General features: G+C 67.1%; 22 protein-coding genes and 1 riboswitch. Of the genes, 7 read left to right on the forward strand and 15 right to left on the reverse strand.

Features of this window, described 5'->3' with window-relative positions; all coding sequences use genetic code 11:
• The first annotated feature begins 13 nt into the window (after nucleotides 1–13).
• Both ACYVH8_RS09600 and ligA read left to right on the forward strand, forming a co-directional pair.
• Entirely contained in the window at nucleotides 14–1,063 is a 1,050-nt protein-coding gene (locus ACYVH8_RS09600; RefSeq protein ID WP_460488633.1) for a cell division protein FtsZ, read from the forward strand.
• A 21-nt stretch (nucleotides 1,064–1,084) separates the two neighbouring features.
• Entirely contained in the window at nucleotides 1,085–3,121 is a 2,037-nt protein-coding gene (gene ligA, locus ACYVH8_RS09605; RefSeq protein WP_460488634.1) for an NAD-dependent DNA ligase LigA, read from the forward strand.
• Between the two features lie 5 nt (nucleotides 3,122–3,126).
• On the opposite strand, the gene ACYVH8_RS09610 is transcribed toward ligA, so the two are convergent.
• Entirely contained in the window at nucleotides 3,127–3,552 is a 426-nt protein-coding gene (locus ACYVH8_RS09610; RefSeq protein WP_460488635.1) for a YbaN family protein, read from the reverse strand.
• 54 nt (nucleotides 3,553–3,606) lie between these two features.
• On the opposite strand from ACYVH8_RS09610, the gene def reads away from it, so the two are divergent.
• Complete coding sequence (gene def, locus ACYVH8_RS09615) at nucleotides 3,607–4,146, forward strand: peptide deformylase (RefSeq protein WP_460488636.1); 540 nt, start codon at nucleotides 3,607–3,609, stop codon at nucleotides 4,144–4,146.
• 133 nt (nucleotides 4,147–4,279) lie between these two features.
• Here def and ACYVH8_RS09620 read toward each other — a convergent pair whose 3' ends face one another.
• Nucleotides 4,280–6,871, reverse strand: coding sequence for a [protein-PII] uridylyltransferase (locus ACYVH8_RS09620; protein WP_460488637.1), 2,592 nt, complete (start codon nucleotides 6,869–6,871; stop codon nucleotides 4,280–4,282).
• Nucleotides 6,872–6,894: 23 nt separating this feature from the next.
• A complete protein-coding gene (gene map / locus ACYVH8_RS09625) occupies nucleotides 6,895–7,707 on the reverse strand; it encodes a type I methionyl aminopeptidase (RefSeq protein ID WP_460488638.1) in 813 nt (270 codons plus the stop codon).
• 167 nt (nucleotides 7,708–7,874) lie between these two features.
• On the opposite strand from map, the gene purL reads away from it, so the two are divergent.
• The 3 genes from purL (at nucleotide 7,875) to ACYVH8_RS09640 (ending at nucleotide 14,367) form a co-directional block, all read left to right on the forward strand.
• The gene (purL, locus tag ACYVH8_RS09630; RefSeq protein ID WP_460488639.1) at nucleotides 7,875–11,870 is read left to right on the forward strand and encodes a phosphoribosylformylglycinamidine synthase; all 3,996 of its coding nucleotides are present in this window, start codon (nucleotides 7,875–7,877) and stop codon (nucleotides 11,868–11,870) included.
• Nucleotides 11,871–11,887: 17 nt separating this feature from the next.
• Complete coding sequence (locus ACYVH8_RS09635) at nucleotides 11,888–13,756, forward strand: sensor domain-containing diguanylate cyclase (RefSeq protein WP_460488640.1); 1,869 nt, start codon at nucleotides 11,888–11,890, stop codon at nucleotides 13,754–13,756.
• Between the two features lie 119 nt (nucleotides 13,757–13,875).
• Entirely contained in the window at nucleotides 13,876–14,367 is a 492-nt protein-coding gene (locus ACYVH8_RS09640; RefSeq protein WP_460488641.1) for a Crp/Fnr family transcriptional regulator, read from the forward strand.
• 111 nt (nucleotides 14,368–14,478) lie between these two features.
• Here ACYVH8_RS09640 and ACYVH8_RS09645 read toward each other — a convergent pair whose 3' ends face one another.
• The 4 genes from ACYVH8_RS09645 to ACYVH8_RS09660 form a co-directional block, all read right to left on the reverse strand.
• Nucleotides 14,479–15,369, reverse strand: a complete 891-nt coding sequence (locus ACYVH8_RS09645) for a thiamine phosphate synthase (RefSeq protein ID WP_460488642.1) — start codon at nucleotides 15,367–15,369, stop codon at nucleotides 14,479–14,481.
• 11 nt (nucleotides 15,370–15,380) lie between these two features.
• The gene (locus ACYVH8_RS09650; RefSeq protein WP_460488643.1) at nucleotides 15,381–16,178 is read right to left on the reverse strand and encodes a thiazole synthase; all 798 of its coding nucleotides are present in this window, start codon (nucleotides 16,176–16,178) and stop codon (nucleotides 15,381–15,383) included.
• Between the two features lie 153 nt (nucleotides 16,179–16,331).
• Nucleotides 16,332–16,529, reverse strand: coding sequence for a sulfur carrier protein ThiS (thiS, locus tag ACYVH8_RS09655; RefSeq protein WP_460488644.1), 198 nt, complete (start codon nucleotides 16,527–16,529; stop codon nucleotides 16,332–16,334).
• Nucleotides 16,526–17,623, reverse strand: a complete 1,098-nt coding sequence (locus ACYVH8_RS09660) for an FAD-dependent oxidoreductase (RefSeq protein WP_460488645.1) — start codon at nucleotides 17,621–17,623, stop codon at nucleotides 16,526–16,528. Before ACYVH8_RS09660 ends, thiS begins: the two co-directional genes overlap by 4 nt.
• Nucleotides 17,624–17,647: 24 nt before the next feature.
• Between ACYVH8_RS09660 and thiD the strand changes: the two genes are divergently transcribed.
• Nucleotides 17,648–18,490, forward strand: a complete 843-nt coding sequence (gene thiD, locus ACYVH8_RS09665; protein ID WP_460488646.1) for a bifunctional hydroxymethylpyrimidine kinase/phosphomethylpyrimidine kinase — start codon at nucleotides 17,648–17,650, stop codon at nucleotides 18,488–18,490.
• A 62-nt stretch (nucleotides 18,491–18,552) separates the two neighbouring features.
• A riboswitch (TPP riboswitch) is annotated at nucleotides 18,553–18,657 on the reverse strand.
• Between the two features lie 180 nt (nucleotides 18,658–18,837).
• On the opposite strand, the gene ACYVH8_RS09670 is transcribed toward thiD, so the two are convergent.
• The 8 genes from ACYVH8_RS09670 to ACYVH8_RS09705 all read right to left on the reverse strand — a co-directional run bounded on the left by ACYVH8_RS09670 (nucleotide 18,838) and on the right by ACYVH8_RS09705 (nucleotide 26,338).
• Nucleotides 18,838–19,938 (reverse strand): NAD(P)/FAD-dependent oxidoreductase, encoded by a 1,101-nt coding sequence (locus ACYVH8_RS09670; protein ID WP_460488647.1) that lies wholly within the window; start codon nucleotides 19,936–19,938, stop codon nucleotides 18,838–18,840.
• A 27-nt stretch (nucleotides 19,939–19,965) separates the two neighbouring features.
• Entirely contained in the window at nucleotides 19,966–20,295 is a 330-nt protein-coding gene (gene fdxA, locus ACYVH8_RS09675; protein ID WP_460488648.1) for a ferredoxin FdxA, read from the reverse strand.
• A 112-nt stretch (nucleotides 20,296–20,407) separates the two neighbouring features.
• On the reverse strand, nucleotides 20,408–21,742 hold the full coding sequence (locus ACYVH8_RS09680) for a sulfate adenylyltransferase subunit 1 (RefSeq protein ID WP_460488649.1): 1,335 nt from the start codon (nucleotides 21,740–21,742) through the stop codon (nucleotides 20,408–20,410).
• Nucleotides 21,742–22,686 (reverse strand): sulfate adenylyltransferase subunit CysD, encoded by a 945-nt coding sequence (gene cysD / locus ACYVH8_RS09685; protein WP_460488650.1) that lies wholly within the window; start codon nucleotides 22,684–22,686, stop codon nucleotides 21,742–21,744. The genes ACYVH8_RS09680 and cysD overlap by 1 nt, the downstream gene beginning before the upstream one ends.
• Before the next feature lie 19 nt (nucleotides 22,687–22,705).
• Nucleotides 22,706–23,335: a phosphoadenosine phosphosulfate reductase domain-containing protein gene (locus tag ACYVH8_RS09690; protein ID WP_460488651.1), complete on the reverse strand. Its 630-nt coding sequence runs from the start codon at nucleotides 23,333–23,335 to the stop codon at nucleotides 22,706–22,708.
• Nucleotides 23,332–23,715: a DUF934 domain-containing protein gene (locus ACYVH8_RS09695; protein WP_460488652.1), complete on the reverse strand. Its 384-nt coding sequence runs from the start codon at nucleotides 23,713–23,715 to the stop codon at nucleotides 23,332–23,334. Before ACYVH8_RS09695 ends, ACYVH8_RS09690 begins: the two co-directional genes overlap by 4 nt.
• Before the next feature lie 13 nt (nucleotides 23,716–23,728).
• Nucleotides 23,729–25,540 carry a nitrite/sulfite reductase gene (locus tag ACYVH8_RS09700; RefSeq protein ID WP_460488653.1) on the reverse strand — a complete coding sequence of 604 codons (1,812 nt, stop codon included), beginning with the start codon at nucleotides 25,538–25,540 and terminating at the stop codon, nucleotides 23,729–23,731.
• A 6-nt stretch (nucleotides 25,541–25,546) separates the two neighbouring features.
• The gene (locus ACYVH8_RS09705; RefSeq protein WP_460488654.1) at nucleotides 25,547–26,338 is read right to left on the reverse strand and encodes a sulfite exporter TauE/SafE family protein; all 792 of its coding nucleotides are present in this window, start codon (nucleotides 26,336–26,338) and stop codon (nucleotides 25,547–25,549) included.
• Nucleotides 26,339–26,356: the final 18 nt, after the last annotated feature.

The following is a 26,356-nucleotide window of genomic DNA, read 5'->3' on the forward strand; positions in this document are numbered from 1 at the left end:
GAGCCTGACACCGATGAGCAAACTGCAAATCGGACTGGCCATCGCTGGCGTGCTGCTGCTGGCCGCCCTGGTGGCCCATGGCGCCTGGACGTCGCGGCGCAACCAGCCACGCCAGGCCGAACCCGAGGCCCCGCCCGTCGAGCCGCATGGCCTGGATGAATTCGCGCTGGAACCGGCCGCACCCGCTGCCGTCGGCAGTGCCGACGAAGAGGGGCTGCTGCTGCCCACGATGCAGGACCGGAAGGCCCAGCTCGACCCGTTGATCGACGTCAGCGCGGCCATCGAGCTCGAGCACCCGGTCAGCGGCGAGGCCCTGCTGCAGCACATGCCGGCCACGCGCCGTGTGGGCAGCAAGCCCTACGCCATCGAAGGCCTGGACGATGCCACGGGGGTCTGGGAGCCGCCCCAGCCGGGCCGGCGCTACAGCGCCCTGCAGGCCGGCGTGCAGCTGGCCAACCGTGCCGGCGCGCTCAACGAGATCGAGTACTCCGAATTCGTCGTGAAGACCCAGGCCCTGGCCGATGCCGTGGGCGGCACACCCGAGTTCCCCGACATGATGGACGCCGTGGCCCGTGCGCGCGAACTCGACAGCTTTGCCAGCGAACACGACGCGCAGCTCAGCGTGACCCTGCGCGCGCGCCACACGGCCTGGAGCGCCGGCTACGTGCAGCAGAACGCTGCGCGCCTGGGTTTTGTGACCGGCGTGCTGCCCGGGCGCATGGTGCTGCCGGCCAGCGTGGGCGGCCAGCCCCCGGTGCTGGGTCTGCAGTACGACCCCCAGGCCGCGCAGGCGGCCGACCCGGCGCAGACCGCCATCCGCGACATGACGCTGAGTCTGGACGTGGCCCAGGTCGCGCGCTCCGAGCAGCCCTATGTGCGCCTGCGTGTGGCTGCCACGCGCCTGGCCGAGGTGATGGACGGCCAGATCACCGACGACAACGGCCGGCCCCTGAGCACCGACGCCATGGACCTGATCGGCGCCGAGCTGGAGAACCTCTACGACCGGCTGGACGAGCGCGAGCTCTCGGCCGGTTCGGTGCTGGCGCGACGCTTGTTTTCGTGATATCCCCCTGTCGATTTCCTGATGAGCAGAACGCATGATCTGAAACGCGTGCAGGAACTGCACCAGCTCCTGCACCACCACGCCCACCGTTATTACGTGCTCGACGCACCGGAAATCCCGGATGCCGAGTACGACCGGCTGTTCCGTGAACTGCAGGCGCTGGAGGCCGCGCATCCTGAGCTGCTGACCCCTGATTCGCCCACGCAGCGCGTGGGTGGCAAGGTGCTGGACGGCTTGATGCCGGTGCGCCATGCCGTGCCCATGCTCTCCATCGAGACCGAGACCGACACGACGGAGCAGGGTGCGCAGAACTTCGATGCCCGCGTGCGCAAAGCCCTGGGTCTGTTGGAATCCGATCCGCCGGTCGAATACGCAGCCGAACTCAAATTCGACGGCCTGGCCATCAATCTGCGCTACGAGCGCGGCGTGCTGGTGCAGGCCGCCACGCGTGGCGACGGCGAGACCGGCGAGGACGTGACCCAGAACATCCGCACCATCGGCCAGATCCCCTTGAAGCTGTCGGGCGCGGACGCGTCCGTGCTGGAAGTCCGTGGCGAGGTCTACATGCGGCGCGACGACTTCGACGTGCTCAACGAAAAGCAGCGCGAGAAAGGCGAGAAGACCTTCATCAACCCGCGCAATACCGCGGCGGGCGCCATCCGCCAGCTCGATCCCGCGCTGGTGGCGCAGCGGCCCTTGAGTTTCTTTGCCTACGGCCTGGGCGAGGTGCAGGGCTGGGCCGTCCCCGCCACGCACAGCCAGATGCTGGACGCCCTGCAGACCCTGGGCCTGCCGGTCTGCGCGGAACGGGTCGTGGCCCAGGGCGCCGAGGGGCTGGTCGCTTTTCACCATGCCATGGGCGCCAAACGCGACGCCCTGCCTTTTGACATCGACGGTGTGGTCTACAAGGTCAATTCCCTGCAACTTCAGCAGCAGCTCGGCTTCAAGACGCGCGAGCCGCGCTGGGCCGTGGCGCACAAGTACCCGGCGCAGGAGATGCTGACCACGGTGCAGGCCATCGAAGTGCAGGTGGGCCGCACCGGCAAGCTCACGCCCGTGGCCAAGCTGGCGCCGGTGTTTGTGGGCGGCGTGACGGTGACCAATGCCACCCTGCACAACGAGGACGAGGCGCGCCGCAAGGACGTGCGTGTCGGCGACACGGTCATCGTGCGCCGCGCCGGCGACGTGATTCCCGAGGTGGTGGCCGTGCTGCCAGAGAAGCGCCAGCCCGGGGCCGAGATCTTCGTCATGCCGCGCATCTGCCCGGTCTGCGGCTCGGCGGCTGTGCGTGAGGAAGACGAGGCCGATTACCGTTGCACGGGCGGCCTGTTCTGCAGCGCCCAGCGCAAGCAGGCCATTCTGCATTTCGCGCAGCGCCGCGCTGTCGAGGTCGAGGGCCTGGGCGAGAAGCTGGTGGACCAACTGGTCGATGGTGGCGTGGTCAAGACCCTGCCCGATCTTTACCGCCTGGGTCTGGTGGCGCTGGCCGGCCTGGAGCGCATGGCCGACAAATCGGCGCAGAACATCGTCGATGCGCTGGAACAGTCCAAACAGACCACCTTGCCGCGCTTCCTCTACGGCTTAGGGATACGCCATGTGGGCGAGGCCACGGCCAAGGCGCTGGCGCGCCACTTCGGCAAACTGGACGCGATCCTGGATGCGTCCGAAGACCAGTTGCTCCAGGTGCCCGACGTGGGCCCCGTGGTGGCGCAGAGCATCCACACCTTCTTCCAACAGACACACAACCGTGAGGTGGTGGAGCAGCTGCGTGCCTGCGGCCTGCGTTGGGAAGAGAGCGAGCCCAGCCCGGCCGCCCGGTTGCCCCTGGCCGGCAAGACCTTTGTGCTGACCGGAACTTTGCCCACACTGAGCCGCGAGCAGGCCAAGGAAATGCTGGAAGCCGCCGGCGCCAAGGTGGCGGGCTCGGTCAGCAAGAAGACCGACTACGTGGTGGCGGGTGCGGAAGCGGGCAGCAAGCTGGACAAGGCGCGCGAGCTTGGCGTGGCCGTGCTCGATGAAGCAGGGCTGCAGGCCTTGCTGGGTACGGCCGCCGGCTGAAGCCCTCAGTCCGGCGTGGCAACCGGATCGTTCGCGAAACGCTCCGGCCGCCGCCATAGCCAGACGGCCACGGTCGCCATGCAGGCGATGGCCAGCCAGGCCGCCCAGCGCGGGTGCGAGCCCCAGAGCAGGTACAGGCCCGAAGCCGACATGAGCACCGTCGCCATCCATTTGGCGCGGCGTCGCACCACGCCACCGCGGCGCCAGTCGCGGATCATGGGACCGAAGGCCGTGTGATTCTCCAGCCAGGCCAGCAGGCGCGGCGAGCTGCGGGCCGCAGCCCAGGCTGCGAGCAGGATGAAGGGCGTGGTGGGCAGCAGGGGCAGAAAGATGCCGATCACACCCAGCAGCAGGCTCAGCAGGGCCAGGCCCAGGTAGAACCAGCGGATCAGGGGCGGGCGGCGGGGGACGGGAGGGGGTGGCAAGGGCATGCAGCCATTGTGCCGTGGCCTTATGCTTGTGGCTTCCCTATCGCGTCTCCAACCATGACTGTTCGTGAAATCCTCAAAATGGGCGACCCGCGCCTGCTGCGTGTAGCCCAGCCGGTGACCGACTTCGACAGCGACGCACTGCACTTGCTGATCACCGATCTGCTGGACACCATGGTGGCCGCCAACGGCGCGGGCCTGGCGGCGCCGCAGATCGGCGTGGACCTGCAGGTGGTGATCTTCGGCAGCGGAGAGTTCAACCCGCGTTACCCCGATGCACCCGTGGTGCCGCGCACCGTGCTGTGCAATCCGGTGATCACGCCCTTGGGAGATGAGGAGCAACTGGGCTGGGAGGGCTGTCTCTCGGTGCCGGGTCTGCGCGGCGTGGTGCCACGCTGGCAGCGCATCCGCTACACCGGCTTGGATCAGTATGGCGACGCGGTGGACCGCACGGTGGACGGCTTCCACGCCCGTGTGGTGCAGCACGAGTGTGACCACCTGATCGGCAAGCTCTACCCCATGCGGGTACGCGACTTCGCGCAGTTCGGCTACACCGAGGTGCTGTTCCCGGGACTGGACGCCAGCGCGGACGACTGAGCATGAAGCCCGCTGCGCGGGCATGACCTCGCGCAGAAGACGCATGGATGACGCGGGCGAAGTCCGCATGACTGGCGTCATTCCGTCATCGCTGCTGCGCAGCAGCGAGGTCATGCGCTCGCAGAGCGCGTCATCAAGAGCCCAGCACGTCCAGCAGCTCGGTTTCGATGGCGATCTGGGCGCGGTTGTTCTGCAGCTCGGGGCCGTCGACGAGGAAGACGTCGTCCACGCGCTCGCCCAGGGTGTTGACCTTGGCCAGCTGCAGATTGATGCGGTGGCGGGCCAATACGCGCGCCACCCTGTAGAGCAGGCCGGCCTGGTCGCTGGCCGAGATGCTGAGCAGCCAGCGCTGGGCCTTCTCATCGGGCTTGAGGCTCACGCGCGGTGTGATGGGGAAGCTCTTGACGCGGCGAGAGAGCCGCCCGCGGCTGGGTTCGGGCAGGGGCGCGGCCTCGGCGATGGCGCGGGCCAGCCCGGACTCGACCATGCTGGTCATTTCGCGGTAGTGATCCTGCATGCCCGAGGTGACGACCTGGAAGGTGTCGAGCGCGTAGCCGTTGCGCGCCGTGTGGATGCGCGCGTCCTGGATGCTGAAGCCGCCCTGGTCGAAATAACCGCAGATGCGCGCGAAGAGGTCGGGCTGGTCGGCGGTGTAGACCAGCACCTGCAGGCCTTCACCGGCGGATGAGCGGCGCGCACGCACGATGGGCTGGTCGGTGCCGACATGGCGGGAGATGTGGCGCGTGTGCCAGGCGATGTCGTCGGCGTCGTGGCGCATGAAATAGCCCACGTCCAGCGTGTCCCAGAGCTTTTTATGCGCCTCAAACGGCAGGCTGTGCAGGGCCAGCTTGACCAGGGCCTCGCGCTTGTGCGCCTCGACCTCGGCGTCGGGCGAAGGCGCGTGGCCGCCCAGGGCGCGCAGGGTGTAGCGGTAGAGGTCTTCCAGCAGCTTGCCCTTCCAGGCGTTCCAGACCTTGGGGCTGGTGCCGCGGATGTCGGCCACCGTCAGCAGGTACAGGGCCGTGAGGTAACGCTCGTTGCCGACCTGCCTGGCGAAGGCGGCGATGACGTCCGGGTCGCTCAGGTCGGACTTCTGCGCGATGCGGCTCATGGACAGGTGTTCCTTGACCAGGAACTCGATCAGGCGCGCGTCCTCGCGGCTGATGCCGTGCTGGCTCGCGAAACGCCGCACTTCCACGGCGCCCAGGTCGGAGTGGTCGCCGCCGCGGCCCTTGGCGATGTCGTGGAAGAGGGCGCCCGCATAGAGGATCCAGGGCTTGTCCCAGCCGGCACCGAGTTGCGAACAGAAGGGGTACTCGTGCGCGTGCTCGGCCATGAAAAAGCGCCGCACATTTCGCAGCACCATGAGGATGTGCTGGTCCACGGTGTAGACGTGGAACAGGTCGTGCTGCATCTGGCCCACGATGCGCCGGAAGATCCAGAGGTAGCGCCCCAGCACGGAAGTCTGGTTCATGAGCCGGATGGCATGCGTGATGCCGCGCGGCTGCTGCAGGATGGCCATGAAGGTACGGCGGTTGACCGGGTCCTTGCGGAACTTCGCCGTCATCAGGCCGCGCGCGTTGTACAGGGCGCGCAGGGTGCGCGCCGACAGGCCCTTGGCGCCCTCGGTGGTCTGGTAGACCAGGAAGGTCTCCAGGATGGCGTGCGGCTCGCGCTGGTAGAGATCGTCGCTGACGACTTCGATCAGGCCGCCCTTGTCCAGGAAATGCGCGTTGATGGCGCGCGGTGCCTGCGTGCGCGGATTGAGCCGCTCCTCGATATTGAGCAGCAGGATCTGGTTGAGCTGGGTCACCGCCTTGGCGGCCCAGTAGTAGTGGCGCATCAGCGATTCGCTGGCGCGCACCTTGGTGCGGACTTCCGCTGTATCTGAGTTGTAGCCGAAGGTGTTGGCCACCGCCGTCTGCAGGTCGAAGACCAGGCGGTCTTCGCGCCGGCCGGCAATCAGGTGCAGGCGCAGGCGGATCAGCTCCAGCATGGCCTCGTTGCGCTTGAGCTGGCGCACCTCGAAGGGGGTGGCCAGGCCGGTGCGGGCCAGTTCGTCCCAGGATTTGCCGTAGCCGGCCGCCCGGGCCACCCAGAGGATGATCTGCAGGTCGCGCAGGCCGCCCGGGGATTCCTTGCAGTTGGGCTCCAGCGCGTAGGGCGTGTCCTCGAACTTGTTGTGGCGCTGCTGCATCTCCAGCGTCTTGGCGACGAAAAAGGCGCGCGCGTCCAGGGCCTGACGGAAGCGCCAGCGAAAACCCTTGAACAGGGCCGCGTTGCCGCAGATCAGGCGCGATTCCAGCAGCGCCGTCTGCACCGTCACGTCCTTGGCGGACTCGGCCAGACATTCCTCGACGGTGCGCACGCTGGAGCCGATCTCCAGGCCGGCGTCCCAGCAACTGCTGATGAAGGTCTCGATGCGCTGGCGCAGGGCTTCGTCCGTGTCCGGAGACTGGCCTTCGGGCAGCAGCAGCAGGACGTCGATGTCCGAATGGGGGAACAGTTCGCCGCGCCCGAAGCCGCCCACGGCGACCAGGGCCGGGCCGGGGCCGAAACCGGCCTGCTTCCACAGCGTCTTGAGGGTGTCGTCGGCCAGGCGTGCCAGCTGGCGCAGGGCGGCGTGCACGCCGCGGGTGGAGGGGCCGCTGTTGCTGACGCCCAGCAGCAGGTCGGCCTTGCGGGCGCGGTACTGCTCACGGAGGGTCTGGGGGGTCGCTGTCATGGCGACGCTGGTGCGGGCAGGACTCAAGCCAGGGCTGCTGCCTTGACGAAAGCCGGCTTCGGCGGGCTGCCGGCCGAGAGCGTCAGCACCTCGTAGCCGGTGGGCGTGACCAGCACCGTGTGTTCCCACTGGGCTGAGAGTGAGTGGTCCTTGGTGACGATGGTCCAGCCGTCGCCCAGTTCCTTGATCTCGCGCTTGCCGGCGTTGATCATGGGCTCGATGGTGAAGGTCATGCCGGGTTTCAGCTCCTCCAGGGTGCCGGGCTTGCCGTAGTGCAGCACCTGCGGCTCCTCGTGGAAGACCCGGCCGATCCCGTGACCGCAAAACTCACGCACCACGGAAAAGCCGTTGCTTTCGGCGAATTTCTGGATGGCCCAGCCGATGTCGCCCAAGCGGGCGCCGGGCTTGACCTGCTCGATCCCGTGCCACATGGCCTCGTAGGTGAAGGAGCACAGGCGTTTGGCGGCGATGGAGGCGTCGCCCACGATGAACATGCGGCTGGTGTCGCCGAACCAGCCGTCCTTGATGACGGTGACGTCGATGTTGACGATGTCACCCTTCTTGAGCGCCTTGTCCCCGGGAATGCCGTGGCAGACCACGTGGTTGACCGAGGTGCACAGGGAGGCCGGGTAGGGCGGATAACCGGCGGGCTGGTAGCCCAGGGTGGCGGAGGTCGTGCCCTGGGTCTTCATGTAGGCGGCGGCCAGGCGGTCGATTTCGCCCGTGGTGATGCCGGGTTGCACATGGGGGGTCAGGTAATCCAGCACTTCGGCCGCCAGCCGGCAGGCCAGGCGCATGCCGGCAATTCCTGCTTCGTCTTTGTAGGTGATCGTCATGGGGCGTAATTATCCCATCGGCGGCGCTTTCATGCCGGTCAGGGCCTGATCGGGGTGGGGCGAAGTAAAGCGGCAGCTTCAGAGCAGACTCACAATTGCCCGAAGGGCTTGTGATGTCGGAGCTAAAATTTGCCCTTTCCCCCCGCACACCACCCTAGGCCACCCCTGTGACCCTGCACATCTCCTCCTTCGAAGGCGGCAGCGCCCTCAGCCCCTTTCGCATCCAGCAACTCCTGCCCCGCCTGCAGGGCATCCACGACAAGATCAGCGGCATCGCCGCGCGTTATGTGCACCTGGCGGCCTGCGACGCCGAGCCGACGGCCGAACTCCAGCAGCAACTGGCCGCCCTGCTGGCTTACGGCGATCCCTACACCGGCCCGGCCGAGGGCCCGCTGGTGGTGGTGGCGCCGCGCCTGGGCACGGTCTCGCCCTGGGCCTCCAAGGCCTCCGACATCGCCCACAACTGCGGCCTGGCCGTGCACCGCGTGGAGCGCGTGGTCGAATACCGCCTCACGCTCAGGACAGGCCTGCTGGGCAAGGCGGCGCTGAGCGCCGAGCAACTGGGCCAGGTGGCCGCACAGCTGCATGACCGCATGACCGAAAGCGCCGTGGCCACACGCGCCGAGGCCTGCGCCCTGTTCACCGAACTGCACCCGGTCCCCATGGAACATGTGGACATTCTGGGCGGTGGCCGTGTCGCCCTGGAAAAGGCCAATCTGCAGTTCGGCCTGGCCCTGGCCGAGGACGAGATCGAGTACCTGGTTCAGGCCTTCAGGGACCTGAAGCGCAACCCGACCGACGTCGAGCTCATGATGTTCGCCCAGGCCAACAGCGAACACTGCCGCCACAAGATCTTCAACGCCGACTTCAGCATTGACGGCGTGCGCCAGCCGCGCAGCATGTTCGGCATGATCCGCAACACCCACCAGCTCAGCCCGCAGCACACGGTGGTGGCCTATTCGGACAACGCCTCCATCATGGAAGGCAACTCCGTCGAGCGTTTCGTGGCTCGTATGGGGCAGGGCGGCGCACCGGGTTACGAGAAGTCCGAGGCCGTGAACCACGTGTTGATGAAGGTCGAGACGCACAACCACCCGACGGCCATTTCCCCCTTCCCCGGTGCCTCCACGGGCGCGGGCGGCGAGATCCGCGACGAGGGCGCCACCGGCCGCGGCTCGCGTCCCAAGGCGGGCCTGACCGGCTTCACGGTGTCCAAGCTCTGGGGGGGCTGGTCGGATGAAAAGGGCGGCAAGCCCGAGCACATCGCCAGCCCGCTGCAGATCATGATCGAGGGCCCGCTGGGTGGCGCGGCCTTCAACAACGAATTCGGCCGACCCAATCTGGCGGGTTATTTCCGCGAGTACGAGCAGGCCGTCACGAGCGATGTGGACACTGTGCAGCGTGCTTACCACAAGCCCATCATGATCGCCGGCGGCGTCGGTGTCATCGACGCGGACCAGACCCAGAAGATCCTGTTCCCGGCCGGCACGCTGTTGATCCAGCTGGGCGGCCCGGGCATGCGCATTGGCATGGGCGGTGGTGCGGCCAGCTCCATGGCCACGGGCGCCAATGCGGCCGAGCTCGATTTCGATTCCGTGCAGCGCGGCAACCCCGAGATCGAGCGCCGCGCGCAGGAGGTCATCAACCACTGCTGGTCACAGGGCGACAAGAACCCCATCCTGGCCATCCACGACGTGGGCGCCGGCGGCCTGTCCAACGCCTTCCCCGAGCTGAGCAATGACGCCGGCCGCGGCGCGCGCTTCGACCTGCGTGCGGTGCCGCTCGAAGAATCGGGCCTGGCGCCCAAGGAAATCTGGTGCAACGAGAGCCAGGAACGTTATGTGATGGCCATCGCGCCCGAGTCGCTGGAACAGTTCCAGGCCTTCTGCGAGCGCGAGCGTTGCCCCTTTGCCGTGGTCGGCGTGGCCACCGAAGAGCGCCAGCTGGTGCTGGCTGACGCGGGCCATGAAAGCCCGGTCGACATGCCCATGAACGTGCTGCTGGGCAAACCACCCAAAATGCACCGCGATGTGAAGACCATCGCGCGTACCTTCAAGCCGCTGAACCTCGGCGGTGTGGCGTTGCAAAAGGCCGTGATCGAGGTGCTGAGCCACCCGACCGTGGCCTCCAAGCGTTTCCTGATCACCATCGGCGACCGCACTGTGGGCGGCCTCACGCACCGCGACCAGATGGTCGGCCCCTGGCAGGTGCCCGTGGCCGATGTGGCGGTGACCCTGGCCGACTATGCCGGTTTCAAGGGTGAGGCCATGAGCATGGGCGAGCGCACGCCGCTGGCCGCGCTCGATGCCCCGGCTTCGGGCCGCATGGCCGTGGCCGAGGCCATCACCAACCTGCTGGCCGCACCGTTCGAACTCCCGCGTGTCAAGCTCTCGGCCAACTGGATGGCCGCCTGCGGCGAGCCCGGCGAAGACGCCGCGCTCTACGCCACGGTGCAGGCCGTGGGCATGGAACTGTGCCCGGCCCTGGGTATTTCCATCCCCGTGGGCAAGGACAGCCTGTCCATGCGCACGCAGTGGCAGGACGGTGCGGACAAGAGGAAGGTCACCTCGCCGGTCTCGCTGATCGTGAGCGCCTTTGCCACGCTGTCCGATGTGCGGGGCACGTTGACCCCGCAACTGAACAACACGGCCGACACCACCCTGCTGCTGGTGGACCTGGGCCACGGCCAGAACCGCATGGCGGGTTCCATCCTCGCGCAGACCCTGAACCAGACGGGTGATGTGGTGCCGGACCTGGACGATCCGCAGGATCTCGTGAAACTCGTGAACGCCGTCAACGCCCTGCGCGCGCAGGGCAAGCTGCTGGCCTACCACGACCGCAGCGACGGCGGCCTGCTGGCGGCAGTGGCCGAGATGGCCTTTGCCGGCCACGTGGGTGTGGCGCTCAACGTCGACATGCTCGTGACCGAGGGCGACGGTATTTCCGACAGCCGCATGGATGCCGGTGACAGCAAGAACTGGGCAAACCAGGTCAGCGCGCGCCGTGACGAGCTCACGCTCAGGGCCCTCTTCAACGAAGAGCTGGGCGCGGTGCTGCAGGTGAAGAGCGAAGACCGCGACACCGTGCTGGCCCTGCTGCGCGAGCAGGGTCTCTCGAAGTTCAGCCATGTCATAGGCAAGACACGCCCGGCCGGTGGCGCTGTGAGCGCCGGCGTCGGTGAGCTGCAGGTCTGGCGTGATGCCAAGCCGGTGTTCAGCGCCAAGCTCGCCGACCTGCACCAGGTCTGGGACAGCGTGAGCTGGAAGATCAACCAGCAGCGTGACAACACGGCCTGCGCTGACGCGGAGCACGCAGCGGCTGGCGCGCCCAACGATCCGGGTCTGCACGTGCACCTCACCTTTGATCCGGCGCAAGGTCTCGCCCCGGCGCTGCTCAAGAGCCGCCCCAGGGTGGCGGTGCTGCGTGAGCAGGGCGTGAACTCGCATGTGGAGATGGCCTATGCCTTCACCGGGGCCGGCTTCGAGGCTTACGATGTGCACATGACCGATCTTCAAAGCGGCCGTGCCAAGCTCCAGGACTACAAGGGGGTGGTGGCCTGCGGCGGCTTCAGCTATGGCGACACCCTGGGCGCCGGCGTCGGCTGGGCGCGTTCCATCACCTTCAACCAGGTGCTGTCCGAGCAGTTCCAGGCCTTCTTCGCCCGCCCCGACACCTTCGGCCTGGGCGTGTGCAACGGCTGCCAGATGTTTGCCGAACTGGCCGACATCATTCCGGGCGCCGAAGCCTGGCCGCGTTTCACCACCAACCGCAGCGAACGCTTCGAGGCCCGCCTGTCCATGGTGGAGGTGCTGCCATCACCGAGCCTGTTCTTCCGGGGCATGGCCGGCAGCCGCCTGCCGATTGCCGTGGCGCATGGCGAGGGTTACGCCAATTTCGCCTACCGCGGCAAGGCCGACCAGGCCATCGCGGCCATGCGCTTCGTGGACAACCATGGGGCCGCGACCGAGGCCTACCCCTGCAACCCGAACGGCAGCGCCGGCGGCCTGACCGCCGTCACCACCGCCGATGGCCGTTTCACGGCCATGATGCCGCACCCCGAGCGCGTGTTCCGCAACATCCAGATGAGCTGGACGCCGCTGGACAAGAGCGCCGCCAGCCCCTGGATGCAGATCTGGCGCAACGCACGGCGCTGGATCGGCTGAGACCCGCAGGCCGCATCATGCTCATGACGCCCCGCGCCCAGACACGCATGCTCGCGCTGGGCTTTGCCGGGCTGGTGCTGGTGCTGGCCTACCTGCTCCATCTCGGCTACCAGACCTCGCTGGCGCGTGCTTCGGACGACGCCGACAACCTGGCGCAGACCGTTGATGGTCAGATGTCGGCGACCATGCGGCGCATGGATGCGACCCTGCACCAGATTGCGGCGCGCACGCCGGCCGCTGCCTTGCAGACCTCTGCCGTGCCCCGCCACCGGCAGACCATGGCGGACATCCTCATGCCCTACAAGGCGCAGTTCCCCGAACTGCGCGACATCTTCGTCTGGGATGGCGAAGGCAACATCCTCTACGGCACCCGGCTCCCGCAGGACCTTCAGCGATCGGGCAGCATTGCCCAAAGGCCGGATTTCCAGCACCTCAAAAGCCACCCGGAGGCCACCATCGCCTTCTCCGAGCTGGTGCGTGGTCATGTCTCGGGACAGTTGACCGTGGCCACCTATGTGCCCGTGCGCGATGCGCAGGGGCGGATGATCGGCGTGATCGCCGGCTCGCTGAACCTGGGCTATTTCGAGCAGATCCTCCGCACCTTGCGGCTGAGCCCGGGCAGCGTCGCCTTTGCGCGCAGCAGCGTGGACCACAAGCTGGTGATCCGTTATCCCTGGATCGAGAGCGAGTTCAACAAGCCGGTGCGCAACCCCATCCAGGCCCGCATCGACGCGGGTGAAATCGCCGGGCAGGCCGCGTTCCGAGCCGTCACCGATGGTGAGCACCGTCTCTACGGTTTTCGCAAGATCGATCAATACCCCTTCTACGTCGTGATCGGCATCTCCGCAGCCGATGCCCTGCAGAACTGGTACCGCGGCGCGACCTATGTCGTGGCCTTCATCCTCGTGCTGGCGCTGCTGCTGGGTGTCACGCTCAGGCGCATGGCCCACATCGAGACCCAGCGCGAGGCCGCGATGGCCGAGGCCGACCAGGCCCTGCAACTCCTGAGCGAGGGCATCAACAGCCTGTCGGCAGGCATCACCATCTACGATCCCGAGGACCGCGTCGTGATGTGCAATGAGGCGCATCTGCGCTTGTTCAAAAGTTTGCGCGATGTCATCCATCCCGGCAAAAGCTTCGTGGAGATCCTGCGCACCGGCTTGCAGCGCGGTCTCTACGCAGAGGCCCTGGGCCAGGAGGAGGCCTGGCTGGCCCGGCGCCTGCGCCAGCACCGTGTGGCCGACGGGACGCAGTATGAGTTGGAACTGGCCGACGGCCGCTGGCTGCAGTTCAGCGAGCACCGCACCCCCCGGGGTTACATCATCGGCAGCCGCATCGACATCACCGAACGCAAGAAGCTGGAGGTCGATCTGCGCGAGCAGGCCAGCACCGATGCGCTCACGGGACTGCCCAACCGGCGCCACTTCCTGCACCGGCTGGAGGACGAGCTGGGGCGGGTGCGCCGCCGCACCACAAGCGAGGCCTGCGTGCTGATGCTGGACCTGGACCACTTCAAGCGCATCAACGACCAGTATGGCCATGCCGCTGGCGACAGCGTCCTGCGCCACTTTTCCAACATCCTGCGGCACGAGTTGCGTGCGATCGATATCGCCGGGCGCATGGGCGGCGAGGAATTCGCCATCATCCTGCCCGGCAGCGGGCCGCAGGCGGCCCAGGGTTTTGCCCAGCGCATCTGCGACAAGCTGGCCGAACATCCTCTGAGTTTCGGGCGGCAGGAGGTGGGCATGACGGTCAGCATCGGCATCGCTGCCATCGTCCCTGACGACCTCTCGGCCGACGCCGTGCTCTCGCGCGCCGACAGGGCCCTTTACCAGGCCAAGGACGCGGGCCGCAACCGGGTCCAGCTGGCCGACAAATCTTCCTGAGGACAGCCCGGGGGTGTCGGGCTTGCGAGCTTGACAGCCCCAGGGCGACACCCAATACTCTGCGAGTGCCTTGCAGAACGACAGGACCGGGCCTGGCAGGCCCGAGAAAAGGGTGTCTGATGAATTCCTTCAATCCGCTGGCGCAGAACAGCGCTGTCAACGGCCTGATCACGGCCATTGCGCGTAACACCGAGGATGGCGTGCTGTCCCGTCATCTGGGCGCACAGTCCTGGTACATCGTGGCCGACCATCTGCATGCGCACCAGCACGAGCGCGGCCATCTGCTGATTTCGCAGGGCGCGCAGGACCGCAACCTCTATTTCCTGGAGACGGGCAACCTCAAGGTCGACGTGAAAACCGACAAGGGGCTCATGCAGCTGGCCATCCTGGGCGCCGGTACCGTGGTGGGCGAGGGCAGCTTTTTCTCGCGCCTGCCGCGCAGCGCCTCGGTGGTGGCCTACAGCAACTGCAAGGTCTGGTCCATGAGCCCGGAGGATTTCGAGGCCCTGAGCAAGAAACATCCGAATGTGGCGCTCTCGCTGGCCATGGCCCTGGGCGCCATCGTGGCTTCGCGCATGGTGGACGTCAGCAAGCGCATCGCCAGCACCTGAGAACTTGCGAATAAATCTACTGCGCTTGCCCGTCGCGGCGTTGAACGGTGTTGGCTCCGGCCGCCTTGCGCTCGGGCCGCTCGCTACGATTTCTTCACAAGTTCGGAGACCTCAGGCGGCCCACGCGGCCATCAGCCTGGCTGCCGCCTGTTCGGGGTTGGCCTTGGCCGTGATGGCGCGCACCACGGCCAGCGAGCCCACGCCCGCGGCCTTGATCTCGGGCAGTTCGGCCGCCGAGATGCCGCCGATGCCCACCCCCGGATAGTGGCGCATCAGGCGGGCATAAGCGGCCAGCCGCCCCGGGCCTTGCGCTGCCGTGGCCATGCGTTTGAGCGTGGTCGGGTAGACCGCGCCCATCGCGATGTAGCTGGGGCTCAACTGGTCCGCACGCACCATCTCGACGTAACCGTGGCTGGACAGGCCCAGGCGCAGGCCGGCGGCGCGGATGGCGGCGAAGTCGGCGATCTCCATGTCCTCCTGGCCCAGGTGCACGCCGTAGGCGCCAGCGGCGATGGCCTCGCGCCAGTGGTCGTTGATGAAAAGCAGCGCCTGCGTGCCGCGCACGGCCTCCACGGCTGCCTGCACCTCGCGCCGCACGGCGGCGGCATCGTCGGACTTGAAACGCAGCTGTACGGTCGGTACGCCCGCACGCGCCATGCGGCCCACCCACCGGGCGTCGGGCAGCACGGCGTACAGGCCCAGTGCTTTCGGACAGGACGGGAAAGCATCACTGCGTGGCCAGGGCCGTAGACCGAAATCGGCGGGTTCGTCCGGCCATGTTTTTGCATCAAAGTGGCCGGTGCGCTGCACCTGGGCCAGCCAGGCCAGGGCCACGCATTCGGCGTCGATCTCGATGAAACCCAGGGCCAGGCAGGCCTGCTTGGCATGGCGGTAGACCGCGTCGTCGCGGCTGCAGTTCAGGGCGGGTTCGCCGACGACGGGCAGCGCCAGTGTCGGATGGGCGGCCACGATGGCCTGCGCTTCGGGTGTCAGAGAGAACATGGGAGGAGTGATCAGGTGTGGTGCCAGAAAGGCGTGCCCAGCACGGGCGTGGAGGGTTGGGCCGCGTCCTGCTCGTTCATGGCGCCGGAGCGCCAGGCATCGCGCCCGGCCTGGGCGGCGGCGGCAAAGGCACCGGCCATGGCCACCGGGTCCTGGGCCAGGGCCACGGCGGTGTTCAGCAGCACGCCGTCATAACCCCACTCCATGACGGTGCAGGCGTGGGATGGTTTGCCCAGGCCCGCGTCCACGATCATGGGTACGTTCAGGCGCTCGCGCAGCATGCGCATGGCGTAGGGATTGACGGGCCCCTTGCCGGTGCCGATGGGCGCGGCCCAGGGCATGACGGCCTGGCAACCCACGTCCACCAGGCGCTGGCACAGCACCAGGTCCTCTGTGGTGTAGGGCAAGACCTTGAAACCGGCCTTGATGAGCCAGTCGGCCGCTTCCACCAGGTTCAGCGTGTCGGGTTGCAGGGTGTAGTCGTCGCCGATCAGTTCCAGCTTGATCCAGGGTGTGTCGAAGACCTCGCGCGCCATCTGCGCCGTGGTGATGACCTCCTGCACGCTGTGGCAGCCGGCGGTGTTGGGCAGCACCGGCACCTGTAGCTTCTTGAGCATGTCCCAGAAGGGGTTGCCGGCTTCGTGCGGCACCGCACCCTGGCGGCGCAGCGAGGCCGTCAGCATGGCGGGCTTGGCCAGCTTCACCGCGGCTTCGAGCACAGCCGGTGAGGGGTAGCGCGAGGTGCCCAGCAGCAGGCGGCTGTGAAAAGTTTCGCCGTAGAGGACGAGGGGATCTTGGACAGTCTGCATGTCAGTGGTCCGATTTATTTGGCAGTGGTGTTTGATTGAAGGAACCTGGTCGGGGAACGCCGTGGAACCGGCTTTGCCGGGCCACTGGCGTTGCCCCCTGCAAGGGGGGTGGCGTAGCGACACGCAGTGCGCGGAGCCTGGGGGTGTGCCATGTCATCCGCCGGTGACGGGAGAGATGATTTCGACGCGATCGCCCGCATTCAGAACTTGCTGGGTGTATTGCGTCTTGGGCACGAACTGGGTGTTGACCGCTGCTGCAAACGGGGGCTTGGCCTCGATGGTGGCCACGGCATCGGCCAGCGTGGCGCTCGCGGCCAATTCGTATTCGCGTTTGTTGATGATGACTTTCATGCGACGGTTTCCATGCGCAGGTCCAACGAACCCGCGAGTGTAGTGGTCTGCTCCTGCACGTACTCGAGCACCACGTCCAGCAGGGCCGGTGAGATCATGAAGCCGTGGCGGTACAGGCCGTTGATCTGCAGGCAACGCGGGCCGAGGCGGCGGATGGCGGGCAGGTTGTCGGGCAGGGTGGGGCGGCACTGGGTGGCGATCTCCAGGATGCGCGCCTCGGCAAAACCCGGGTGCACGGCGTAGGCTGCGCTCAGCAGTTCCAGTGTGGAGCGCACGCTGGGCGGCGAAAGGTCGTTGCTCTCGATCTCGGTGGCGCCGATCACGAAGAGATGGTCCTGTTTGGGCGCGATGTAGATCGGGTAGCGCGGGTGAATCAGGCGCGTGGGGCGGCTGAGTGACACTTCGGGCGCGTGGATGCGGGCCACCTCGCCACGCACGCCGCGCAACTGGCCCCACTCGGCGTTGGCGCCCAGGCCACGGCAGTCGAACAACCAGTCGGGTTGGCCCTTCGTGCCCGGCTGGAAGTCCTGCGGGGCACGCGGGCTGTTCCAGTGCAGACCGACCTCCAGGGTCTGCAACTCGTGCAGCAGCGCGGCCAGCAGCTGGCGGTTGTCGAGCTGGGCCTCCAAGGGCAGGTAGAGGCCCTGGGCGAAGCGGTTTTCCAGGCTGGGTTCAAGTCGTTTCACCCCCGCGGCGTCCAGGGTCTGGACCTTGGGCAGGGCCGGCACTTTCTCGTTGGTGGCCTGCAACTGGCTGGCAAAACGGCGCGCCTCGGCCGCGTCCTGGCGGTGCCAGAGGACCAGCGTGCCTTCCTGCTGGAAAAACACCGGCTGCGACAGCTGCGCCAACAGGGTGGGCCAGCGCGTCAGCGCATGGCGCCCCATCTCGACCACGCTGGGCTCGGTGATGGCGGACTCGGCCAGGGGCGCGAGCATGGCCGCGGCAATGCGTGCCGGTGAGCTCTGGGCGTCGGTGCCACCGGCCTCGTACACGGTCACCCGGTGGCCGGCGCGCGCGAGCTGCCAGGCCAGCAGCCGGCCCATGAGGCCGGCGCCCAGCACAACAGAAAGCGGACCGGGTGTCTTGGCGTTCATTCAAAAAGCCTGATAATTTTGTTCATGACAAGGAACGAAAAACACTACCCGCGCGTGCTGTCCATCGCGGGCTCGGACAGCGGCGGCGGCGCCGGCATCCAGGCCGACCTCAAGACTTTCAGTGCCCTGGGCTGTTACGGCATGACGGCCATCACGGCCCTGACCGCGCAGAACACGCAGGGCGTGCGCGGCATCCACGGCGTGCCGCCCGAGTTTCTGGCCGCGCAGATCGACGCCGTGCTCGAAGACATCGGCGCCGATGCCGTGAAGATCGGCATGCTGCACGCGCCCGAGATCGTGCGCGTGGTGGCGCAGGCCATCCGCAAACACAGGCTGCAGCACGTGGTGCTGGACCCGGTGATGGTGGCCACCAGCGGCGACCGACTGATCGCCGAAGAGACCGTGTCCGTGCTGGTGAAGGAGCTCTTCCCCCTGGCCACCGTGATCACGCCCAATCTGGACGAGGCCGAGCTGCTGCTCGGTCACAAGATCGCCGGCATTGCGGGACTTGAACCCGCGGCCAAGGAACTGCTGGCCCTGGGCGCGCCCAACGTGCTGCTCAAGGGCGGGCATCTGCAGGGCGACGAGGTGGTGGACCTGCTGCTGCAGCCCGGCCGCGATCCGTTGCGCCTGGCGTCGGCGCGCATCGCCAGCAAGAACGTGCACGGCACGGGTTGCACCCTGTCCTCGGCGATCGCCGCGCACCTGGCCCTGGGGCATGCGCTGGAGGACGCTGTGCGCCTGGCGCGCGCCTACATCCTGGGCGCCATCGCCGCGGGAGCGGAGGTGCGCACAGGGCAGGGCCACGGCCCGCTCAACCACGGCCATGCGCCGGTGGTCATGCGAGTTTTGGCGGGCACACGCTGAGACTTTCACGCGTTTCATATCGAAGCTGCAGGGGGAGGGGCCGGTGCCGGTGGTCGTGGACCCTGGCGTCTGACCTGCTTCCCTGCGTGAGCATTACCTCAATCAGGTTCAAAGGGACTTTCTCAGTCGACGCGGCAAGCACCGTGGCAACACCCCTAGCGGATGCACTCCAAGGAGCGCAGCCCTATTTTAGTCCCGGGCGCGGGCAAAGAAAAAGCCCGCCGGATGGCGGGCTTGATCTGATTTGGTTTTTCTTGACCGTGGGCAAGAGCCCCCACGCTCGGCACTTCGTGTCCTCGCTGCCCTCCGAGGGGGCGTTCGCCGTCTTGGGGCGGCCCGGCGCCGGCTCAGTCGAAAACCGGTGATTCCACGCCCAGCACCTTGTGCAGCTTGGGGCTGGTGGTCGTGTACTGCAGGTGCACCTTCTTGTCCGGGAAGATGATGGGCATGGCGCCGAAGGCGGCCAGTGCGCATTCATGGAAACCCGAGAGGATGAGCTTCTTCTTGCCGGGGTAGGTGTTGATATCACCCACCGCAAAGATGCCCGGCACGCTGGTGGAGAACTTCTCGGTGTCCACCACGAGCTGCTTGCGCTCGATCTGAAGACCCCATTCGGCGATCGGGCCGAGCTTGGGCGAGAGGCCGAAGAAGACCAGCAGCACGTCCAGCGGCACCACGCGGGTGACACCGTCGCCGCCCGTGACCTTGATGGCGCTGAGCCTGCCGTCCTTTTCGTCGAAGCCGGTGACCTGTCCGACGATGAACTGCATCTCGTAGGCGTCGCACAGCTCGCGCATCTTGGCCACGCTGGCCGGTGCGGCCTTGAAACCGTCGCGGCGGTGCAGCAGGATCACGCTCTCGGCCCTGTTCGGGCCTTCATTCGTGAAGTTCAGCGTCCAGTCCAGGGCGGAGTCGCCGCCGCCCACGATGACCAGATTCTTGCCGGCGAAATCGGCCGGGTTCTTGACGCGGTAGTGCAACTGCGTGCCTTCGAACTTGTCCAGGCCATCCACCTTGAGCGTGCGCGGCTGGAAGGCGCCCACGCCGGCGGCGATGAAGATGGTTTTGGTCAGGAACTGGGTGCCCTTGCTGGTCTCGACGAAAAAGCGGCCGTCGTCCTGCTTGCGCACCACGGTCACTTCCTGGCCCAGGTGAAAGGTCGCGCCAAAGGGCTCGATCTGCTTGAGCAGGGAGTCCGTCAGTTCCTTGCCCGTGCACACGGGCACAGCCGGGATGTCGTAGATCGGCTTGTCGGGGTAGAGCTCCATGGGCTGGCCGCCGGGATAGGCCAGCGAATCGATCACATGGGCCTTGATTTCGAGCAGGCCGAGCTCGAAGACCTGGAACAGGCCGACGGGGCCGGCACCGACGATGACGGCATCGGTTTCGATCGGGCCTTCATGGGCCTGGGCGGTCTGGATCACGGCGGGACTGAGTTTGGGTTCCATTGTCTGTGGGTCGGGCTGATCCGCGTTTCAGCGGATCAGCTCCTTCAGCTTGTCGGTTTTGTCTTTCCAATCATCCGCGTCGGGAAGAGAGGGCTTGCGCTTGGTGATGCTTTTCCAGGTCGGCAGTCGGGCCAGATCGGCGTTGAGCTTGGTCATGTGCTGCTGGTCGGCCGGCACGTCCTCTTCGGCGTAGATGGCGTTGACCGGGCACTCGGGGATGCAGACCGCGCAGTCGATGCACTCGTCCGGATCGATGGTCAGGAAGTTCGGACCTTCGCGGAAGCAGTCGACGGGGCAGACATCAACACAGTCGGTGTATTTGCAGCGGATGCAGGATTCGGTGACGACGTGGGTCATGTTGTAGTTCTGGCTAAGACTAAAAGTCCTTGATTTTATTGGCTTTTGCAATGGCCTGCGATTCTCGCCCTTGCCATGCACAGGGTTGTTGCGCTGGATCAAGCCCCCGGGCTCAATTCACCAGCACCGCGCCCGAGGTTCGGTGGCTGGCCGTGTCCACCAGGATCAGCGAGCCCAGGCCGCGGGAGCGGCCAAAAGACAGGGCCGGAATCGCCTCCTGCAGGGCCAGTTCGACGTGGCCGATGGCATTGGGCTCCAGCTGTGCGGCATCCTCTTCGGCCAGGGTGTTGATGTTCAGGCGGTGCACGATGCGCTTGACCTTGGCCTTGACCCAGCGGTGTCCGTGCAGGGCCCAATAGACCCGGCCGGCCACCAGGGGCTCGTCGTCCATCCAGGCCACGGTGGCCAGCAGTTCACGCGAGGTCTGGTCCTGGCCTTGGGCCAGCAGCCAGTCGCCGCGCGAAACGTCCACTTCGCGGTCCAGCACGATGCCTGCGCTGTGCCCGGCGGCTACGCTGCCCGGCTGGCGCACATGGTTCAGCACCTGGGCCACGGTGGCGTTCTGCCCGCTGGGGAAGATGCGCACGGTGTCGCCGGCCTTCACGCCGCCGGCGGCCACACGGCCCCAGAACACACGGCGGCCCTGGGACGTATCGCTGGACGAGGAGAACTTCTCGACCCACTGCACCGGGAAAGCCAGGGGCAGGGCCGTGTCGGCGGCCGTCACCGGCAGTTGTTCCAGGATGTCCAGCAGAGTCGGGCCCTGGTAGCCGCACCAGCCGGCCTGCTCAGGCGCATCGACCACGTTCCAGCCCTGCAGGGCCGAAACCGGCACGGTGGCGCGCACGTCCAGGCCGGCGTTCTGGGCAAAGGCCTGCAGGGCGGCGCTGATGTGCTTGAAGGCCAGTTTGGCGTCGCCCACGGCGTCGAGCTTGTTGACCGCGAAGACGATGGAGGGCACGCGCAGCAGCTGCAGCAGCAGGCTGTGGCGGCGTGTCTGCGGCAGCAGGGTCAGGGCCGGGTTCTGCCAGTCCAGCTTGGTGGCGTCCACCAGTACCACGGCGGCGTCGGCGCTCGACGCCGCCGTGACCATGTTGCGCGTGTACTGCTCATGGCCCGGCGCGTCGCCGATGATGAACTTGCGGGTTTCGGTGCTGAAGTAGCGGTAGGCCACGTCGATGGTGATGCCCTGCTCGCGCTCGGCCGAGAGGCCGTCGGTCAGCAGGGCCAGATCGGTCTGTCCCTGGCGCTGCACGCCGGCCAGATGGTCCTGCAGCACTGCGCGGGTGTCGACCAGCAGGCGGCCGATCAGCGTGCTTTTGCCGTCGTCGACCGAACCGCAGGTGATGAAGCGCAGGGCGGAGGAGGTAGCCGTTCGGGCTGAGCTGGTCGAAGCCCCGGTGAGCCCTTCGACAGGCTCAGGGCGAACGGTGGTGGTCGTGTCCATCAGAAATACCCATCCTTTTTACGTTTTTCCATGGACGCATCCGAGGTCTGGTCGTCCATGCGCGTGGCGCCGCGCTCGCTGACCTCGGCGGCCAGGGTTTCGATCACGATGTCGGCTGCACTGGCGGCCGTGCTGGCCACCGGGCAGGTGCAGGTGATGTCGCCCACGGTGCGGAAACGCACATCGCGCACGATGACCTGTTCGCCTTCGCGCGGCGGTGTGAGTTCGGTCACCGGGGCCAGCATGCCGCGGCGGTCCACCACTTCACGTTTGTGCGTGTAGTAGATCGAGGGCAGGGCGATGTTTTCGCGCTCGATGTACTGCCAGACGTCGAGTTCGGTCCAGTTGCTGATGGGGAACACGCGGAAGTGTTCGCCCGGGGCCAGACGGGTGTTGAACAGGGTCCAGAGCTCGGGGCGCTGGGCCTTGGGCTGCCATTGGCCGAAGCTGTCGCGATGCGAGAAGATGCGCTCCTTGGCGCGGGCCTTTTCCTCGTCGCGGCGTGCGCCGCCGATCAGCGCGTCGAAGCGGAATTCCTCGATGGCTTCCAGCAGGGTGACCGACTGGTGCACGTTGCGGCTCTCGCCCGGGTGGGCCAGGCGCACGGTGCCGCGTTTCATGGAGTCTTCCACGTTGCGCACGATCAGTTCGGCGCCCAGCTCAGTCGCGCGCTGGTCGCGGAAGGCCGTCACTTCGGGGAAGTTGTGGCCGGTGTCGATCATCAGCAGCGGATAGGGCAGTCGGCCGGCGCCGAAGGCCTTCTCGGCGCACTTGAGCATGACCAGCGAATCCTTGCCGCCCGAGAACAGCAGGGTCGGGCGCTCGAAGGTGGCCGCCACCTCGCGCAGGATGAAGATGGTTTCTTCCTCGAGCGCGTCGAGATGGGCATTGCTCAGATGGTGCACGGTCTGGTTCAGTAGTTCTTGTTCGGCGCGGGCGTTCATGGTGGGGGTCCGATCTGTATCAGTGGGCCAGGTGCAGGCCGCACTCGCGCTGTTCTTCGCCCTTGGTCGGGTCCACGTAGTCGAAGTTGTTGGGCAGGCCGTGGATCTCGCAGTACTGGTACAGGTCCTTGGACGACCAGTGCAGCAGCGGGGCGACCTTGATCAGGCCGTCGGGGTTGAGGCTCACGGGGTCCATCCGGGCGCGCACAGCGCTGTCGGTGGCGCGCAGCGCGGTGAACCAGACCTTGGGCGCAGTCTCGCGCAGCGCGCGGGCGAAGGGCTCGAGCTTCACCTCCTGGGTAAAGGCGGCGTGGCGCGGGTCGTCAAGTGCGGGCACCGGGCCTTCCAGCGCCTCGCGGTGTGCGCGCGTGCGCAGCGGCAGGTAGATGCGCAGGTTCAGGCCGAGCTGGCGGGTCACCTCGTCGGCGTAGCGGTAGGTGGCCTCAGTGTTGTAGCCGTTGTCCATCCAGACCACGGGCACATCGGGCTGCACGCGCGTGACCAAGTGCAGGATCACCGCCTCAAAGGGGCGGAAATTGGTGGTGACGATGGCCTTCTGGCCCAGGCCCAGCGCCCACTTCACCAGGGCGGGGGCGTCGTGGCCAAGCTCGGCGTTGAGCTTGGCGAAATCGATGGCGCTCGCGGTCATGCGGCCTCCCGCGCGAAACGCGGGCGCGCCTGCACGGCGTCGCCCTGGTAATAGCTCTTGAAGCGCTCCAGCTGGCGCTCGGCCACGGCCAGGTCCTGGTCGGCCCGGAGTACGGCGGCGTCGAAACCATTGCGTGCCAGCAGGGGCAACTGGTCGACCAGCACGTCGCCGGTGGCGCGGATCTCGCCCTGGTAAGCCAGGCGGCGGCGCAGCAGGAAGGCCTGGCTGTGCGCGCGGCCGTCGGTGAAGCTGGGGAAATGCAGGTCGATGCGGGCCACGCCGTTCAGGGACAGGGCGCGCGGATCGGCGTCATTGGCCAGGACCAGCACCTGCAGGTCCTGGGGTTCGGTCGGCGCGGTGTCGGCAGAAAACAGTTTCATCACTTGCACTCCTTCAGGCCGTGGCAGCGGCTGTTTCATGGCGGGCCTGCTGGCCGGCCTGTTTGAACGGTTCGCTGCCGACGCGGCGCAGCGTGTCGATGAAGCTCTCGCCGCTGTGGCGCTGCGCGCGGTAGGTGTCCAGCAGGGCCTCGATCACGTCGGGCACTTCGTGGGCCGAGAAGGAGGGGCCGATGACTTTGCCCGGCACCGGATCGCCCGACAAGATCTTGCCGTCGGAGCCGCCCACGGTGACCTGGTACCACTCCTTGCCGTCCTTGTCCACGCCCAGGATGCCGATGTGGCCGCTGTGGTGATGGCCGCAGGAGTTGATGCAGCCGCTGATGTGCAGGTCGATCTCGCCCAGGTCCTCCAGCTCGTCCAGGTCCTGGTAACGCGCCGTGATGGCCTCGGCCAGGGGCAGGGAACGGGCGTTGGCCAGGTCGCAGAAGTCGCCGCCGGGGCAGGCGATCATGTCGGTCAGCAGGCCGATATTGGGTTTGGCCAGGCCCAGGTGGCGGGCTTCGCGCCAGAGTTCGGCGAGCTGGTCGCAACGCACCCAGGGCAGCAGCAGGTTCTGTTCGTGCGTCACGCGCACCTCGCCGCCGCTGTAACGGTCGGCCAGTTGGGCCACGGCGTCGAGCTGGGTGGCGGTGGCGTCACCCGGGGACTGGCCCAGGCGCTTGAAGGACAGGGTGACGGCGCGCAGGTCGGGGTTTTTGTGTGTGGATACATTGCGCTGCAGCCAGCGGCCGAACTCCACGTCGTCCTCGGCCGCGGCCTTGAGGATGTGGGCGATCTTGGCGTCGGCGCTCTTGCGGTCGCAAGTCAGCGTGGGCGGCACGAAATTCGCGCTGATGCGCTCGAACTCGGCGGCCGTGATGGTGTGGGGCGCGCCGTCGCGCTCGATGATCTGGCGGAATTCCTCTTCCACCTCTTGATGAAAGCGCTGGCCCTCGGCCTTCACCAGGATCTTGATGCGGGCCTTGTACTTGTTGTCACGGCGGCCCCAGCGGTTGTAGACCCGCACCACCGCTTCCGTGTAGTTGAGGATCTGGTCGCAGGGCAGGAATTCACGGATCGTGGTGCCGATCACCGGGGTGCGGCCCATGCCGCCGCCCACCAGCACCTTGAAGCCCAGGGTGCCGGCCTCGTTGCGCAGCAGTTGCAGGCCCACGTCGTGCCAGGCGATGGCGGCGCGGTCTTCGCGCGCGCCGGTGATGGCGATCTTGAACTTGCGCGGCAGGAAGGCGAATTCGGGGTGCAGCGTGCTCCACTGGCGCAGGATCTCGGCGAAGGGGCGGGGGTCGGCCACCTCGTCCACGGCGATGCCGGCCAGCGCGTCGCTGGTGATGTTGCGGATGCAGTTGCCGCTGGTCTGGATGCCATGCATGCCCACCGAGGCCAGCAGGTCCATGACGTCGGCGCTCTGGTTCAGCGGGATCCAGTTGAACTGCACGTTCTGGCGCGTCGTGAAGTGGGCGTAGCCGGTCACCAGCCTGCTGCCGATGGCCTTGCCGTCGCGCAGCTGGATGTCGCCCAGCTTGTTCTGTGCAGCCACCGCGCCCTGGAAGACTTCGTTACCGGGCTGGTCGTACTCGCGGGCGATTTTCGCCAGCACGCGCACCTGGGCGCTGGAGAGTTCGCCGTAGGGCACGGCCACGCGCAGCATGGGGGCGTGGCGCTGCACGTACCAGCCGTTCTGCAGGCGCAGCGGGCGGAACTCCTCGTTGCCGAGCTGGCCGGCCAGATGGCGTTCGAGCTGGTCGCGGTACTGCTCGGCGCGCAGGCGCACGAACTGGCGGTCGAAGTCGGTGTATTGGTACATATCAGGTCAGATGGCAATCAGCTTGAGACCGGCCCAGGCCAGCAGCACGGAAAGAATGGAGCGCACCACGCGTTCGTTGATGCGGTGGATCAGGTGCGTGCCCAGCCAGATACCGGGCAGGGAACCGGCCAGCAGCAGGGCCAGCAGCGACCAGTCCACCGAGCCCAGGGAGGCGTGGCCCAGGCCGGCCACCAGGGTCAGCGGCACGGCGTAGGCGATGTCGGCGGCCACGATGCGCGGCAGCGGCAGCAGGGGATAGGCAAACAGCAGCACACTGACACCAATGGCGCCGGCGCCCACCGAGGTCAGCGTCACCAGGGTGCCCACCAGGGCGCCCAGCAGCAGGGGCAGGCTCCAGTGGCGCGGGCGGGCGGCGGCGGCCTCCTGGCCGGCGGTCAGGGCGGCCGGCAGGGCCTTGCCGCGCACGGCCTTGTACAGGGTGGCGGCGGCGGTCAGCAGCAGGGCCGCGCCCAGGGTGCTGGTCATCAGGCTCTGGACGGCCGGGTTGGCCGGGCCCACGCGGTGCAGGAAATAAAGGGTGATCAGGGCCGCGGGGATGCTGCCGACCGAGAGGTGGAAGACGATGCGCCAGTCCACCACGCGCTGGCGGGCCAGGCGCACGGTGCCGCTGAGCTTGGTGAAGGCCGCGAACAGTAGGTCGGTGCCGACGGCCAGGTGCGGCTTCACGCCGAAGAAGAAGATCAGGATGGGCGTCATGAGCGAGCCGCCGCCCACCCCGGTCAGTCCGACGATCAGACCGACGAAAAAACCCGCAAAAATGAACGCCACGTCATGCATGGACGAGACTGTAAAAGC

This window comes from Curvibacter fontanus (genome assembly GCF_054780335.1).

Excerpts from the sequence above, each read along its gene's own strand:
- ACYVH8_RS09600 (WP_460488633.1), top strand. The coding sequence starts at position 14 with ATGAGCAAACTGCAAATCGGACTGGCCATCGCTGGCGTGCTGCTGCTG.
- ligA (WP_460488634.1), top strand. The coding sequence starts at position 1,085 with ATGAGCAGAACGCATGATCTGAAACGCGTGCAGGAACTGCACCAGCTC.
- ACYVH8_RS09610 (WP_460488635.1), bottom strand. The coding sequence starts at position 3,552 with ATGCCCTTGCCACCCCCTCCCGTCCCCCGCCGCCCGCCCCTGATCCGC.
- def (WP_460488636.1), top strand. The coding sequence starts at position 3,607 with ATGACTGTTCGTGAAATCCTCAAAATGGGCGACCCGCGCCTGCTGCGT.
- ACYVH8_RS09620 (WP_460488637.1), bottom strand. The coding sequence starts at position 6,871 with ATGACAGCGACCCCCCAGACCCTCCGTGAGCAGTACCGCGCCCGCAAG.
- map (WP_460488638.1), bottom strand. The coding sequence starts at position 7,707 with ATGACGATCACCTACAAAGACGAAGCAGGAATTGCCGGCATGCGCCTG.
- ACYVH8_RS09635 (WP_460488640.1), top strand. The coding sequence starts at position 11,888 with ATGCTCATGACGCCCCGCGCCCAGACACGCATGCTCGCGCTGGGCTTT.
- ACYVH8_RS09640 (WP_460488641.1), top strand. The coding sequence starts at position 13,876 with ATGAATTCCTTCAATCCGCTGGCGCAGAACAGCGCTGTCAACGGCCTG.
- ACYVH8_RS09645 (WP_460488642.1), bottom strand. The coding sequence starts at position 15,369 with ATGTTCTCTCTGACACCCGAAGCGCAGGCCATCGTGGCCGCCCATCCG.
- ACYVH8_RS09650 (WP_460488643.1), bottom strand. The coding sequence starts at position 16,178 with ATGCAGACTGTCCAAGATCCCCTCGTCCTCTACGGCGAAACTTTTCAC.
- thiS (WP_460488644.1), bottom strand. The coding sequence starts at position 16,529 with ATGAAAGTCATCATCAACAAACGCGAATACGAATTGGCCGCGAGCGCC.
- ACYVH8_RS09660 (WP_460488645.1), bottom strand. The coding sequence starts at position 17,623 with ATGAACGCCAAGACACCCGGTCCGCTTTCTGTTGTGCTGGGCGCCGGC.
- thiD (WP_460488646.1), top strand. The coding sequence starts at position 17,648 with ATGACAAGGAACGAAAAACACTACCCGCGCGTGCTGTCCATCGCGGGC.
- ACYVH8_RS09670 (WP_460488647.1), bottom strand. The coding sequence starts at position 19,938 with ATGGAACCCAAACTCAGTCCCGCCGTGATCCAGACCGCCCAGGCCCAT.
- fdxA (WP_460488648.1), bottom strand. The coding sequence starts at position 20,295 with ATGACCCACGTCGTCACCGAATCCTGCATCCGCTGCAAATACACCGAC.
- ACYVH8_RS09680 (WP_460488649.1), bottom strand. The coding sequence starts at position 21,742 with ATGGACACGACCACCACCGTTCGCCCTGAGCCTGTCGAAGGGCTCACC.
- cysD (WP_460488650.1), bottom strand. The coding sequence starts at position 22,686 with ATGAACGCCCGCGCCGAACAAGAACTACTGAACCAGACCGTGCACCAT.
- ACYVH8_RS09690 (WP_460488651.1), bottom strand. The coding sequence starts at position 23,335 with ATGACCGCGAGCGCCATCGATTTCGCCAAGCTCAACGCCGAGCTTGGC.
- ACYVH8_RS09695 (WP_460488652.1), bottom strand. The coding sequence starts at position 23,715 with ATGAAACTGTTTTCTGCCGACACCGCGCCGACCGAACCCCAGGACCTG.
- ACYVH8_RS09700 (WP_460488653.1), bottom strand. The coding sequence starts at position 25,540 with ATGTACCAATACACCGACTTCGACCGCCAGTTCGTGCGCCTGCGCGCC.
- ACYVH8_RS09705 (WP_460488654.1), bottom strand. The coding sequence starts at position 26,338 with ATGCATGACGTGGCGTTCATTTTTGCGGGTTTTTTCGTCGGTCTGATC.